Genomic DNA, 13,968 nt, shown 5'->3' with positions numbered 1-13,968 from the left:
ATATGATAGAGAACATACATATTCGTTTATACTAATATGTCAGGAGGGCACATATGCAAACCGTTAATATTGATATGAAAGTTAAGCTTATTCACGGGTTTTCTAATAAAACACGAATTCAAATTCTTGAAAGCATAAAGGATGTTGAAAAAACCGTTTCTGAGATTGTTCAAGAAGTAAATGGAAACCAGTCAAACATTTCACAGCATCTTGCTTGTTTGAAAGGTTGCGGGATTATAGTAGGTCGAAATGAAGGAAAGTATTGCTACTACAGTTTAAGAAACCAACAAATTCGAGATCTACTTACTATGTTCGATCTCATACTAGATGATGTTGAAAATGATGTAGCTTGCTGTGAACGTCACGTTGATTAGGAGGACTTTCTTTGGCGGATAAATGTTGTAACGATAATAAGGAAAAAAACACATGTAGCAGCGATTCTTCTATCGAAAAAGCAAGCTGCTGCAGTTCTTCTCAACAGAATGAATACAAGCAAGAAGCGGATCAGTGTTGCAGTAGTAACGCTGATGTAACTGAAGACACCAACTCAAAAAAAACAAGCTGTTGCAGTAGCGAACAACAACAGCTAGAGAAAACAGACGCTTATTCCACCGATACTTCTGAGGAGAAAAAGACTTATCAAGTTCATGGAATGGATTGCCCCGCCTGTGCGAAAACCATTGAAAAAGCGTTAAGTAAATTAAAGAACCTGACTGAAGTAAAGGTCAATTACAGTACAGCAAAACTGCAAGTAGCCGCAAGTTCTGTAGATGCCATTACTCCGGTTGAGGCAGAGATCAAAAAACTTGGATATTCCGTTGAACCGATCAATCAGAAAAAGGATTATAGAACATTTCATATTGAAGGAATGGACTGCGGCAGCTGTGCCAAAAGTATCGAAAATCACCTTAACACCTTGCCGACCGTTAAAGATGTGAGCGTTAATTTTTCCACAGGGAAAATGAAAATTGACGCTTCTACTCAAGAGGAAAGCATTATGAAAGAAGTTTCCAAAATTGGATTCAAGGCGGTTCCAGATACTATAAAATCAACACATACTAAGAAGAATAATGAAAATGCTTCAGTGATCGTTTCTGGTAGTTTAATAGCGCTAGGTCTCATAAGTTCTTTTACGATCATCCCTTCAATCGTTTCAACCATTCTATACGCCATTGCGATTGTGATCAGTGGTATTAAACCTGTTAGAAGTGCCTTCTATGCAATCAAAAGTCGTTCACTCGACATGAACGTTCTTATGTCTGCCGCTGCGATTGGCGCTGCGTTAATCGGTGAATGGCTTGAAGGGGCTGTCGTGGTTTGGCTGTTTGCTATCGGAAACTACCTACAAACAAAATCCATCGAACAAACGAGAAATTCGATTCATAACCTGATGGATCTAGCTCCTCCAGAAGCCTGGGTTAAAGCTGGTTCAGAAATGGTGAAGAAACCTGTAGAGCGTATTACTGTTGGTGAAACTATCGTCGTTAAACCAGGTGATAAACTACCATTGGACGGGGAAATCATTCAAGGAGAATCAAGCGTTAATCAGGCTCCGATTACAGGTGAATCAATTCCTGTTGATAAAGGAATCGGCGATACCGTCTATGCTGGATCCATGAATGAACACGGCTCTCTTGAGATTAAAGTTACGAAGTTAGCTGACGATACGACGATCGCCAAAATTATTCATCTCGTTGAAGAAGCACAGGAACAGAAAGCGCCAACGGAAGCCTTCATCGATAAATTCGCAGCAATTTATACACCGATCGTGTTCGTGCTCGCCTTAGCCGTTATGGTTTTACCACCAATACTCAACATCGGAACTTGGGGAGAATGGTTTTATCGAGGGCTTGAATTACTAGTTATCGCTTGTCCATGTGCACTCGTTATTTCAACACCTGTTGCGATCGTGTCAGCAATTGGAAATGCTGCTAAGAATGGCGTATTAATTAAAGGCGGTACATTTTTAGAAAAAGCAGGTGCGATCACCGCTATTGCATTTGATAAAACAGGAACATTAACAGAAGGTAAGCCGAAAGTCTCCGACATTAAGGCGTCAAACGGATCAGAACAAGAATTACTATCCATCGCCTTAACATTAGAAAACCATTCCACTCACCCGATTGCAAAATCGATTGTAAACTATGCAAACAATAAAGGCATCCAACCACAGCATGGTGAGCTGTTTCGAAACATCGTTGGTAAAGGCGTTCAAGCCACAATCAATGGCACGATCTATTACGCCGGGAATCCAAAATTATTCGATGAACTGTCTATTCCCTTAACAGATATAGAAAAAGATGTACAAGAAATGCAGCGTAACGGTAAAACCGTCGTCATTATCGGAACACAGCAAGGAATTCTTGGGACGATTGCCGTCTCTGATACAATCCGAAATACATCTGCCGTGGCTTTACACGCATTACAACAAAGCGGCATCAAACAAACGGTCATGCTAACTGGAGATAATGAAGGAACGGCCAAAACGATTGCTTCAGAAGCAAATGTGAATCGTTATTTTGCGGAGCTATTTCCTGAAGATAAAGTAGACGCCATTAAGAAGCTACAACAGGAAGGGTACAAAGTAGCCATGGTTGGAGATGGCATCAATGACGCTCCTGCACTCGCAACTGCCGACCTAGGTATTGCGATGGGTGGCGCTGGAACTGACACAGCGATGGAGACAGCCGATATTATTCTTATGGCCGATAATCTTGATCAACTTCCACATACAATGAAGTTAAGCCAAAAAGCATTAAGAATTATTAAACAAAACATCTGGTTCTCAATCATTATTAAAGTGATCGCGCTTGCCCTCATCTTCCCGGGCTGGCTCACACTTTGGATCGCTGTATTAAGCGATACCGGCGCAGCCTTAATCGTTATTTTAAATGCACTCAGATTATTGAAATTTAAGCATTAAGTAGAAAGGAGGTGTTTCTCATCGAGAGAAACACCTCCTTTTCCTGTGTGTTATTGCTTGCTGACTTCAACTTTCTGAACGAACGCTCACTCATCACTATCCAGATCATGATCTAAAAAAGAAGGTTTATGCTCTTCTTTCATTCCATGGTTTTCCTCAAGATACTTCCCAATAACGGAACTATTAATCCCTCTTCTAACGGCTGATTCGATGACGACATATAGAATAAACAGACTGACAATAAACAGTACTATCGTTAATACGATTCCCATCATTCTTTTACCTCCCAAGTGTTGATTCATACAAAAACTATGATCTGAACAACAAATACTCCTAGTACAAACAAGACTAGCTTTCCTGGTAATAATTTTGGTACTGAGACTACTCCTTTCTAAGGGTTTATTCCATAACGCTTAGATCGTTGTAACACCGCTTCTTATGTACCACGCTCAATCTCCTAAATAAATCTTCCTCGTCCATTTCTCCACGACGTCTTCAATTACACTCCTCGCATCAGAACACGTATCCCTGATCAACAGCCTAAAATAACAGCTTTTCAGGAAACTTAAGACGTTCCCCTTCTTATGAAAGAATGCCACACTATACCTTTCCACTTCAAAAAGGGATTCAAGATTGTCACTAAGTGACGTCACCCAATTACTCAGCCACTCCTCCTTCATTCCCTTCTCCAAAAGCGCTTCGATCGCAAACAAAAGCCGTTCGTCCTCATCGTCCACATATGTACCTTCTTTGAAAAGGCACTCTTGAATCGCATCAAGACATTCAACCGTTTTCTCCCTATCAAAAAACGGATGTCTGATTAATTCCGCAAGAGCATCTGCTCCGTGAGCAATACTATGCGCCCACCCCTTTAACGCTACAAACCCGCGCGTATCCTGCTCTGCTTGTAAATAACGTATAATTCCTTCTATCGAAGCTTCGATTTGTTCTTTCTTAAGGAAACGATTTGAGCGATCTTTTTCGACTACAAGTGCAACCACCAAAGCCGAGAAAGAACGTGTGAAAACCGAGTCTGTCTCTCGCTCTCCCATTTCATAAAAAAGGTGATCTTGATCAAGACAAACGTTCAATAGATGAGTCAATTGTTCTTCATTTAAGAAATCCATCATAACCAGTTTGCCAAACGTCGTATAAATGAGTTCATCTCTTAAAACAGGATCTGTACTACCGATTTGCTGAAGCATATTATTAATAAGGTGATCAAGATCTCCTTGCCTATCGTTCAAATTCAATTTTTCCAATGCTAGCTTCAAATCCACTATTCGTTCACCCTTTCCACATGAAAATAATCGACAGAAAAAAGCTGCGCTACAACGCAGCTTTTTCACTCCTTCTGCCTATTTCAGATACGAATAGATGGTGAGACAAGTAAAAAACATCATCGATCCCATCGCTCTCGTCCATCTGTATTTCCTACTTAATCCCGCCTTCTTTTTCAGGAATTCAATATAAGTGAGGATCAAGAACAAACTGATCACCAAACCAAAATCTCCAAGCACTTAGCAGAGTATCACCTTATTTACAATCCTGCTTCTTCTTCGAATCAACACCGTGCGAACTCCCCGTAAACGGATTGATTTCATACGTGAGATCTCGTCCTGCCTTTTCTTCTTCCTTCGCAATTCGTTTTCCGAGTGACCCATAATACCATCCCCAGGCAATGAGGGACAGTAAACCACCGCCGATCATAATCCAGAACACTGTATCTTCCATCTACCTCCACCTCCAACACCATGATCTATCACACTAACTACTTCTCGTTTTACTTGTTTCAATCCTTCAAGTAATTGGTAATGTGGTTGGTACGTACTTCTATCTCATTTTTTTCTGCAGAAAAGCTCTCACTTCTGATAGATTCCCTGATTGAAGAACTGCCTCTTTCGGGTCAAAGTGAAGGACATCCTCCACTTTTTCATACTCTTCCTCAGGAATACCTTTGAAGAAATACTTCCAACGCTTCGTTCTCACCATTTTCTTTATTCCCTCACCAAGACGTTCCTGATTAACTCTCATCACTGCGATCCATAAAGGATCACAACCTCCTCCAGGAAACACATCAAGCAAACCATCCTGATCAAAACCATCCACTGCCACCTTTTTCTCTGGAAGGGGTCAGGCGCGTGCCTGACCCCTCCAACGCTCTCAACAATAAACAGGATTATTCGAATAATGACTAATCCAGCGCCCCATTCGCTCCATTTGCTTTTGTAGTCTGCCCTTTGAGACAGGAACCAGGAGCTCAAAACCATCCTGAAACAAAATCATTGTAGTATTCTTCGTGATCGCATACACATCTCTAACATGCTGGTAAAATACCCAGCAGCAATCGATGCTTTCAGGTGACTCTGTTGGAAAAACCGAAATCGCATTCCAATTGGAAACGATGATGGGCGTCTGCTGTTCGTACTTCAAATGATAGATAACCGCCTTTCTTCGCCCTTCATACGTAACCCCAGCTTCAAGACAAGCCTGCCTAATTAAATCTACTGGAGATGTTGTTGATAAATAGATACCGCATCGATCATAAATTCTCGAACTAAACCCAACCTCTTTCGCCACTACAATCGCCCTGGTCGTTTTACTAATTTCATAGTCATTTAAGATTTCTACTTCGTTATTGACCATGCCTACTTTTCCCTTCCGTCCCTTTAAATCGGGTATAAGATTCATTCGCATTCACCATTACGGTTCCCCTCTGCTTGAATACAGGGTATACTAAAATCAATGTTGGTTTGCACGCCAACAACTGCCCCAGAATGTGTCCACCAAGACAAAACATTCTGGGGCTTTTATGTATCCATTCACTTTTCTCATCACCTCCTCAAAAGCAAGAAATACATGCCTTCAAATCGCCCTTGTATACCCTTGTAAATATTTCCACCCTTTACCTTGATTATAGATAATATTCCGAAATATTCAAATACTTTTTTTAGTAGATAAGACCCACGAGTGCCTGTCACCACCCGCTTTATGTAACTTCCTGTCGAATCACCTGCGCTTAATGAAGAGATGCAGCCAAACGTTCTCCCTACTCCATACAAAAACAGACCTACTCTCACATGAGAATAGGTCTGTCTACTATAAGAATCTATTAAAACATCAACATGCTTACACCAATCGCAAACAGGACAACTCCCGCGATGGAGTAAAACATACCAGAACGGTGCTCCCCTTTGATACGTTTCGAAATACCAGCAAGTAAATTAATTACGCCAAATCCCATAATGCCGTATAATAGTAAATTCTCCTCTTCAGGAGTAATCAGATACATAATCGGAAGTAAAAGTATTAACGCAGATAGGATAAACTGCACAATGCTCAATGAAAACAATAGTTTAGATTCAGATTCTGTGCTCATCATTTTTCCTTCTTTCCTTTTCTAGGTGAACTGATTCATGACTTCTATCCTAATTATAACAGCGCCAATCTCGTTTTTGTTATGGCAAAAGTATGAACATTCTTTAACAGAGTCTACTCCGTACTTTCCCGATAAACGAACACCCTAACCATTTAACATCTAACTCCTTTTCATAATCAAACCTGTTAGTGAAGGCTACGTAAACTCTATGAAGCTATAAAAAACCACCGATTAACACTATTACCATTTTTACAAAAATATGGTTACTAAGAATCAGGAAACGGGTATAGGTACAAGTACCCCGTACGTCAGTCTCACGAACAGGTAGAACAACCTATTTACCAGAACCCTTCCATTTGGTACCATATACTACTGCTTGAGTATGATTTTTCTTATCAACCATACAAAGGGGATAGCGCAAATGTCCTATTTATCTTATTTACAATCTGAAGTAGCGGAAAAACGAGCTCAGCTCATCCGCCTTCAAGCTAGTTTAACGAAGCTAGATGGGTTACAGAGTGAATTTCTCCAAAATAAACAGCTTGTCGATCAACCTGAGCTCTCCCCCGCTACATGGGCCGGGGAATTAGCGAACTCGTTCCAAAATATACGCGAAGATATGAAGATGGCTTATCAAGATTTATCGATCAATCAGTTAAACTTCGCACTTACGACAATGGAAAATAAAGCAGATTATCTTCGTCGTGAAATACAAGCATTGGAATTAAACATAACCCAGGAAACACATCGTTTAGAAGAAGAAGCGAGGGAAAGGAGAAATGCAAATTGAGTAACGAATTGCTAGTAACGTTCAGTGAAGTTGAACAATCGATCAGTCGCATTGAGAAGAGCTTGACCTCCTTTAACGCAGAGCTACCAAAGAACACCGGAGAAGGGAATACGCTAGACGTCGTAAACCGATTAAATGAGTTAAATCACATGCTAACAGAGGTCGGAAATGCCTACAAACAGATTCTTACCGAAAACAACCAGACCGTACGAGATTCGGTTCAACAATTAGAGAACGCCGACAAAAAGCTCTCCTCCTCTATCCAATTACGTTAGGAGATGAATGCTATAATGAAGACCCTGGATGTCAAATCAATTGAAAATGGACTAATTAAAATAAAAGGAGATCTTAAACAGCAAAAAGATCAAATAAGTAATATCCAATCTGCTATTCAAGACTTTATTTCTACTGAAGCGTCCTTCAAAGGAAAAGGAGGCCAATCAATAAGAGCTTTCTATAACGATGCACACCATTCATTTCTAGAATTTTATAACCAGGTAATAGAAACATATGAATCAACTTTGGACGATTTAAAGAATGAGATGGAATCTTACGAACCATCTTCGAATGGATTAATAAGAGAAAGCTTTCTAGGACAAGATTTAGAGACTGGATTAACATATGCAAAAGATACGGTAATCGATATTACCAATGATGCAAATCAAACGATTCATAGTGTAAATGACATCATCTCAATACCACCTTTAGATGATAATAGATTCCATCAACAACTTAGATCGGCAAAGCAACATAAAGATGAAACAGTAGAAAAGTTATTTCAATTTGACCAAAATCAATGGATCTCTCTAGATAAAGTTGATCAAGATATCCAGTTAATGAATAAATATATTAATCAAATCCACGAACTTTTTGAAAGTGGACAATTATCAGTTGATACATATCAATCGAATAATGATTATAATCAAATTTCCGAAAAACCAATTATATCTACCGATGCTTTTTCTTCTATTACGAAACACCCTAGAGTCATATCAAATGGTGTAGGTATTTCCGATTTCAACAACGAGATGAATTGGGACCCTTCTCCTACTCTAGGTTTAAATTTTGAATCTTGGCGAGAGAATTCTATTAATGCGGCTACGAATCTTGGTGTAGCGACCGCTACCGGTTACACTACCGCAAAGAGTATTAATAAAAATTTTAATGGCTTTGGGGTTAAAAGGGAATTCTACTTAACTGCCCAAGGTGCTACTAAAACAAGAATTCATGTGACGAATCCTGAATTAATGGGATTCAATAAGAAAACTTATTCTGGTACTAACGCTACCAATTATCCAAAACTTTATAAGTTAGTTGATCCTATGACAAACATTAAAGCATCCTTTAAATGGGCAGGAAATAGAATTGGTGTTGTGGGAGTAGCAGCCACTGTAACTGGTGATATTATTCATGGCATTCAACAAGAAAAAACAGCCAGCGAAATCGCCGGCAATGTAGCAGGGGATGTTGTAATTGCTGGGTCATCAATAGTAGCTTCAGCATATGCTGGTGCTCTTGCGGGAGGCGTTATTGGAGGTCCAGTTGGACTTGCAGTCGGAGCATTAGCTGGTGCGTTAGCAGGAATCTTCATTACTACTGCTTTGAGTGATCTTAAATTCATGGATGTTGATAATGATGGAGAATTGGACTCCATCGGTGATGCTATTAAGAAAGGTACAACTGCATTATTAGATGATATTGGAGAAGGTATTAATTCTATTGTGCCTTGGTTTGATTAATCAAATTTTAATCTATAACAAATGAGGTGACGACATTTGAAAAAAGGTAAAGACATCGACGAGTTCACATTTTCCTATATTAGTAAACTACAACTACCCAAAAATAATCGGCATTATATTTTTGGGTTCTTGTTTATTTACTTAGATATTATGGGGATTATCCCCTTGATAAGTGCTCCTTTTTCTATCCAATTATTTTGGGCTGGCATTATTCCTATCATAGCAATTAACCTTTGGGGACTTGTCTGCTTTATTGCTCCCTATAAATTTGAACATGCTTTCTACTTATTTTTTGGCGTTCTTGGATTAGTAACAACCTATATTTACTTTCTAGTTATTCAAAAGTTCCTATTCTTTAATATTGGTGTAAAACAAAACTACTACTTTTATATTGGGCTTGTAGCTATTATTTCGTTGCTATTATTCTTTCACATTTATTATAGGAAGATGTTAAAGAAACGGACTTTCCAAAAAAATCAAAAACAAGGAATTAAAATTAATGTTGCACCTATCGTAGTTATGTCCAGCTTCGGGTATATCATTGCACAGTTGTTAATGTCTTCGTTTGTCACTGATTCTCTTCAACTGATAGTACTTATATTAATATTAGCAATATTTACAGTGTTAACATCGTTCTTATCAACATGGATCCAGAAATATATTTTCATCAAGCAGAATTATGATACTGTTAAAAAATTACGTCCGGACTTTAATCTTTCGAAAAGTGAAAGGGAAAATTATATTAAGAACATGAGGTAAGGACTTTATATACTAAAAGGAGATAAGCTATGAAAACATGGACCCTATCCAAAAAAGAAATCTATTTAATAGTAAAATTTCTTGGAGGAAAAGTCTTAATTGGCATCTCTTCACCTTTTGATAATCCCAATGAAATGAAGCATGCTTGGGAAGAGACATTTAAAAAGCTTTATGCCAAAAATCTTGTGAATTATACAGATGAAGAATTGAAATTTGAAGAATCATTTATCCAAGCCATGTGGGTATTGGCAAAAACAAATCTCATAGTAGAAATCACAACTGACCTAAAAGGACAGAGCTTATTCTATTTTGGTGATGATCAAATTATTGAGTGTAGAAAACACAATAACTGCAAATATCAAGTATACGTTCATTCATCTCCAGAGGTTACATGGAGACAAGTTATAGTGCCTCGTATGTTAATGGGCTTAGAACATTTACCACATAGACTTAACCAAGAACTATTCTTGGATCCAATTGATTATAATCAGTACATAATAAAGCGAAGGATACATAATGTTGACGAAGTTATACAAAACAACCAATTGAATAAAAACAGCATGCTACTTGCTCAATTTAAACGCGCTATTCAACGCTATCATTACTCTAATCGCTTGATCATATATTATCAACAAGATGATGTATGGAATATTGAGGGTGTACACGTCCTCTCTTCTCCTTCATATAACTGGACCCTAAAAATGATTAATCAAGATGGATGTGAGTGGCTTGAGGCAAAGCAATCTTCAGGAACAAATCTACTCCAGGAGATTCTTAGTGTAATGGAAAGAGTTAAAGTACCATCAAAAGTTAGCAAGGAGAAAACCCATGGTATTTAATAAACCTAAAGGAAAAAAAGATCGTTTTTGTGTAGCTATTTTTACTAATCCTACTTCCAATGACGACCGCTTCCATGATGAAATGTTTGATAAAATTGATCTAGTTGGTAATGTGGATGTTGTAACTGACGCTAATCTCATACCCAAATTTATTGAGATTTTGGAAAGGAAATTTCCAAACAAAAAAATCGTTACTGAAAGTTTCGCTGTATTAAAAATAGATCAGGAGCGAATTGATCAAGAAATATTGAAGATGGAAAAGAAATATAAGTGGAAGAGGTTTATTAACGCGATACCGGCGGATAAGTATCTTGTAGTGAATCAACTAACTATGTTTGACTTTGAATACACTCTTTTGTATTCCACAGACATAGATGAGGTTCTTCAGTTCCTAGAGGAACGTAAATAAAGTAAAAAACAATCGTATTAAAATTCCCTAATGATAAATAAGTGGTTGTTTAATTTTTTGTTTATATTAAATGATTTTTTCCGTAGGAGATCTCTATTCTTTATATCACAGAACATAAACACTCTGCAAAAGCCTCATCTGCAGAGTTTTTTTATTGCTAACTTTTAATTCCTTCCCGCTCCCACCTCTTCAAAAGAAAGAATCTTCAAACAAAGACCACCCATCTCCCACTCTTTATATTATAATGGTATTACCAAAAAAAACTCTGGTCTTACCAGAATCGAGGTGACCCCACTCAATGAAAGAACGATCGTCCGAAAAAATCACTAAACAGCTCATACACTCTATTTTAGAACAAGAATGGGCGACTAACGATCCGCTCCCTCCTGAACGAGAACTCGCTACCCACTATCAAGTAGGTCGCCCTACCATTCGTGAAGCCTTACAGAGACTAGAGCGTGATGGATGGATAACGATTCGTAAAGGGGCGCCAGCAATTGTAAATGATTATTGGAAACATGGTAATTTAATGACGATCGTGAACATCCTCCAGCACCACGAAGATATACCTGATGAGTTTATCGTTTACATGCTTGAGCTACGTATTACGTTAACACCTGCTTATGTCCGGGATGCTCTTCTTCATCACAGACTCCAAATCATTTCGCTTTTCATCCCACTTGAAGAGCTAACAGACGATCCGAAATCATACGCTAATTTTGATTGGAATCTACAGAAAAACATTGCTGAGCTCTCCAATAATCCCATGTTTCTTCTAATTCTTAATAGTTTTCAAGACATCTATGGCAAAATGGCTGAGAAATACTTTCTAGAATCTTCTCATCGTCAAGCATCACGCGAAGGGGGTCAGGTACGCACCTGACCCCCTCTCTCTTGAGTATGATTTTTCTTATCAACCATACAAAGGGGATACCGCAAATGTCCTATTTATCTCAATTACAAACAGACCTAACTGAAAAAAGGGAACAATTAGCCCGATTGGAAACATGTACTAGAAAGCTTGATAGTATACAGAATGAATTTATACATAATCGACATATGGTTGACGATCCTGAATTGACCCCTTCCACCTGGCACGGTACGTTAGCAGATTCTTTTAAGAATATCCGTGAAGACAAGAAAGAAGCTTATAACGATATATCGATTTCTCAACTTAATTCAGTCCTATCAACATTAGAAGACAAAATAACGAGACTGCGTATAGAAATAGGAATGGTAGAATCAAGTATTTCCCACGAAAAACTACGGCTTAAAAACGAAGAAAAAGAAAGGACATCCGTTCAATGAGTAAAGAGATACGAATCAAATATGGTGAAGTAGAACAATCCATTTCAAGAATTGAAAAAACACTGCATTCCCTTAAAACAGAAGTACCACATAACCTTGCAACAGAAAATAGATTAGACGTTGTTGATCGAATGAATCAACTGAACCAGCTCCTAACTGAAATAGGTAACTCTTACAAAGAAGTTCTTGTGGCAAATAATGAATCTGTCCGCAAAGCTCTATCAGATATGGAAAATACTGATCAACAACTATCTTCGTCCATTAAATTGCGATAGGAGGCATATGAGTTTATGAAAGTCTTAGATGCTGAGTCTTTTCAATCTGATATCAATCATTTAGAAAAAGCATTATCAACTCAAAATGATCAACTTCAAAGTCTAATGGATAATATAAAAGAGTTCGCTAACTTAGATGATGCGTTTGGTGGTAAGGGTGGTGAATCAGTCCGTTCTTTTTATCAAGACTTCCACTTTTTACTTCTTGAAGCCTTTTCCTATGCTCTAGAGAGTTACTCAAATGCCCTTACGCAAATAAAAGATGCTGAACTGACTCTTGAGTCTTCCGAAAAAGGTTTCATAAGACAAGACTTCATCGAAAATGATTTAACCAACGGATTGAACAAAGCGAATAACAATACATCACAACTAGTTACTGAAACAAACGCAATTATTGGCGGCGTAAGCGATATTATTTATGCTCCAAAGTTAGATGATGATCGTTTCCATAGTACATACCTAAAAGCATTAAAAGAATCTGATCAAACCGTTGAAGATTTAATGAAATTCGATCAAGCTCAAACGAAAGCATTAGACAATGTTGAGAAAGATTTGCATACTATTAAAGCATTTATTGAAGACGTTCGGGAGATGTTTAATGGCGGGAGTATAAACATCAATAGTTATTCTGACAAACAGTTAGATAACTTATCAAGCTACAATAGTCTCCAATCCCAACTAACAAATCAAAAGTTAGCAAGCTATGGTAATATGTTTACGTCTCCATTTGATTACATCAATAAGCAAATGAGCTTTGGAGATAACTTGTTAGTCGGTTATCAAACTTTAGCATCTGCAACAACACTTTTAGTATCAAGAAAATTAGATATTCATTATTTCGGTAGCAAACCAACTATTTGGAATAGAATAAAAGGAAACTATGAATTCAGTGTAAAAACAGATCCCTCTTGGACAAGTAGAGGAGGCCATAGTTCACCTCTTGCAAAAAAAATCTTAGATTTTTCAAGAGCCTCTTCTCCTACAAATCCATTCATGAAACCGATGCATAAATTTGTATCTTCATATGATAGTCCAGCACACCTTTATAAGCATGTTGCAGGCTTTCCTAAGAATTTTAATAAATTAAGTGGGTCAGATTTATTAAAAGGAACCGTAGATCGAATGAAAACCGGGACTAAAGATATTTTAGCAAACACTGCAAGTGCAAAAGGCTTTAGTGGAGCTGCTAAAGGGATTTCAATTGTAGGTTTAGGAATTTCTGTAGTATCTAATTTAGGTGAATTTTCTGCTCCTGAAAATGCAAATAAGAGTGTTGCAGAAAAGGCTGGAAGAGCATTTTTCGGATTTGGCACTGATTTTGTTGCTATTGGTGTTGGCACTAAGGTCGGTGCAACTATTGGAAGCGTTGGAGGACCAGTTGGTATTGTGGTTGGAGGTGCAATTGGCGGATTAGTAGGTGGTATTGTTAGTTCGAAATATGGTGATAAAATAAAAGATTTAGGAGAAGAGATAGGAGAAAGTGTTGATGGTATGATAAACAAAGTTGGAAAATCTGTTACAAGTTGGTTTAATTAATAAACATATTT

At 37.9% G+C, this 13,968-nt stretch carries 18 protein-coding genes; 12 read left to right on the top strand and 6 right to left on the bottom strand.

The window, feature by feature from the left end:
- Nucleotides 1-53 precede the first annotated feature (53 nt).
- Nucleotides 54-374 carry an ArsR/SmtB family transcription factor gene (locus tag AC0VYV_RS06980; protein WP_226612139.1) on the top strand — a complete coding sequence of 107 codons (321 nt, stop codon included), beginning with the start codon at nt 54-56 and terminating at the stop codon, nt 372-374.
- Nucleotides 375-385: 11 nt separating this feature from the next.
- Nucleotides 386-2,923 (top strand): heavy metal translocating P-type ATPase, encoded by a 2,538-nt coding sequence (locus AC0VYV_RS06975; RefSeq protein ID WP_475374673.1) that lies wholly within the window; start codon nt 386-388, stop codon nt 2,921-2,923.
- A gap of 86 nt (nt 2,924-3,009) precedes the next feature.
- Here AC0VYV_RS06975 and AC0VYV_RS06970 read toward each other — a convergent pair whose 3' ends face one another.
- The 6 genes from AC0VYV_RS06970 to AC0VYV_RS06945 form a co-directional block, all read right to left on the bottom strand.
- Entirely contained in the window at nt 3,010-3,198 is a 189-nt protein-coding gene (locus tag AC0VYV_RS06970) for a hypothetical protein (protein ID WP_475368721.1), read from the bottom strand.
- A 174-nt stretch (nt 3,199-3,372) separates the two neighbouring features.
- Nucleotides 3,373-4,203 (bottom strand): DUF2785 domain-containing protein, encoded by an 831-nt coding sequence (locus AC0VYV_RS06965; protein ID WP_475368720.1) that lies wholly within the window; start codon nt 4,201-4,203, stop codon nt 3,373-3,375.
- Nucleotides 4,204-4,459: 256 nt separating this feature from the next.
- Nucleotides 4,460-4,657, bottom strand: a complete 198-nt coding sequence (locus tag AC0VYV_RS06960; protein ID WP_430241217.1) for a hypothetical protein — start codon at nt 4,655-4,657, stop codon at nt 4,460-4,462.
- 99 nt (nt 4,658-4,756) lie between these two features.
- On the bottom strand, nt 4,757-5,032 hold the full coding sequence (locus AC0VYV_RS06955) for a hypothetical protein (protein ID WP_475374672.1): 276 nt from the start codon (nt 5,030-5,032) through the stop codon (nt 4,757-4,759).
- 54 nt (nt 5,033-5,086) lie between these two features.
- Nucleotides 5,087-5,614 (bottom strand): competence protein ComK, encoded by a 528-nt coding sequence (locus AC0VYV_RS06950; RefSeq protein ID WP_475374671.1) that lies wholly within the window; start codon nt 5,612-5,614, stop codon nt 5,087-5,089.
- 421 nt (nt 5,615-6,035) lie between these two features.
- The gene (locus AC0VYV_RS06945; RefSeq protein WP_194220877.1) at nt 6,036-6,302 is read right to left on the bottom strand and encodes a hypothetical protein; all 267 of its coding nucleotides are present in this window, start codon (nt 6,300-6,302) and stop codon (nt 6,036-6,038) included.
- A gap of 421 nt (nt 6,303-6,723) precedes the next feature.
- Here AC0VYV_RS06945 and AC0VYV_RS06940 point away from each other — a divergent pair, with 421 nt between their 5' ends.
- From AC0VYV_RS06940 to AC0VYV_RS06895, 10 genes are all read left to right on the top strand, one after another.
- Nucleotides 6,724-7,092: a YwqH-like family protein gene (locus AC0VYV_RS06940; protein ID WP_475374670.1), complete on the top strand. Its 369-nt coding sequence runs from the start codon at nt 6,724-6,726 to the stop codon at nt 7,090-7,092.
- A complete protein-coding gene (locus AC0VYV_RS06935) occupies nt 7,089-7,367 on the top strand; it encodes a DUF5344 family protein (protein WP_475374669.1) in 279 nt (92 codons plus the stop codon). The genes AC0VYV_RS06940 and AC0VYV_RS06935 overlap by 4 nt, the downstream gene beginning before the upstream one ends.
- A gap of 15 nt (nt 7,368-7,382) precedes the next feature.
- Nucleotides 7,383-8,831, top strand: a complete 1,449-nt coding sequence (locus AC0VYV_RS06930; RefSeq protein WP_475374668.1) for a T7SS effector LXG polymorphic toxin — start codon at nt 7,383-7,385, stop codon at nt 8,829-8,831.
- 36 nt (nt 8,832-8,867) lie between these two features.
- Nucleotides 8,868-9,590, top strand: a complete 723-nt coding sequence (locus AC0VYV_RS06925; RefSeq protein WP_371018470.1) for a hypothetical protein — start codon at nt 8,868-8,870, stop codon at nt 9,588-9,590.
- A 29-nt stretch (nt 9,591-9,619) separates the two neighbouring features.
- Complete coding sequence (locus tag AC0VYV_RS06920; protein ID WP_475374667.1) at nt 9,620-10,429, top strand: hypothetical protein; 810 nt, start codon at nt 9,620-9,622, stop codon at nt 10,427-10,429.
- Nucleotides 10,419-10,838, top strand: a complete 420-nt coding sequence (locus AC0VYV_RS06915) for a hypothetical protein (protein WP_475374666.1) — start codon at nt 10,419-10,421, stop codon at nt 10,836-10,838. The genes AC0VYV_RS06920 and AC0VYV_RS06915 overlap by 11 nt, the downstream gene beginning before the upstream one ends.
- A 298-nt stretch (nt 10,839-11,136) precedes the next feature.
- Nucleotides 11,137-11,721 carry a GntR family transcriptional regulator gene (locus tag AC0VYV_RS06910; protein WP_475374665.1) on the top strand — a complete coding sequence of 195 codons (585 nt, stop codon included), beginning with the start codon at nt 11,137-11,139 and terminating at the stop codon, nt 11,719-11,721.
- Nucleotides 11,722-11,777: 56 nt separating this feature from the next.
- Complete coding sequence (locus tag AC0VYV_RS06905) at nt 11,778-12,146, top strand: YwqH-like family protein (RefSeq protein WP_475374664.1); 369 nt, start codon at nt 11,778-11,780, stop codon at nt 12,144-12,146.
- On the top strand, nt 12,143-12,421 hold the full coding sequence (locus AC0VYV_RS06900) for a DUF5344 family protein (RefSeq protein ID WP_283152569.1): 279 nt from the start codon (nt 12,143-12,145) through the stop codon (nt 12,419-12,421). Before AC0VYV_RS06905 ends, AC0VYV_RS06900 begins: the two co-directional genes overlap by 4 nt.
- 15 nt (nt 12,422-12,436) lie before the next feature.
- Nucleotides 12,437-13,957, top strand: coding sequence for a T7SS effector LXG polymorphic toxin (locus AC0VYV_RS06895; protein ID WP_475368716.1), 1,521 nt, complete (start codon nt 12,437-12,439; stop codon nt 13,955-13,957).
- The last annotated feature ends 11 nt before the right edge of the window (nt 13,958-13,968 follow it).

The organism is Anaerobacillus sp. QJM3NY_17, assembly GCF_056173665.1.
The sequence above is the reverse complement of the archived record's forward strand: the minus strand, read 5'-3'. Positions and strand labels throughout refer to the sequence as shown.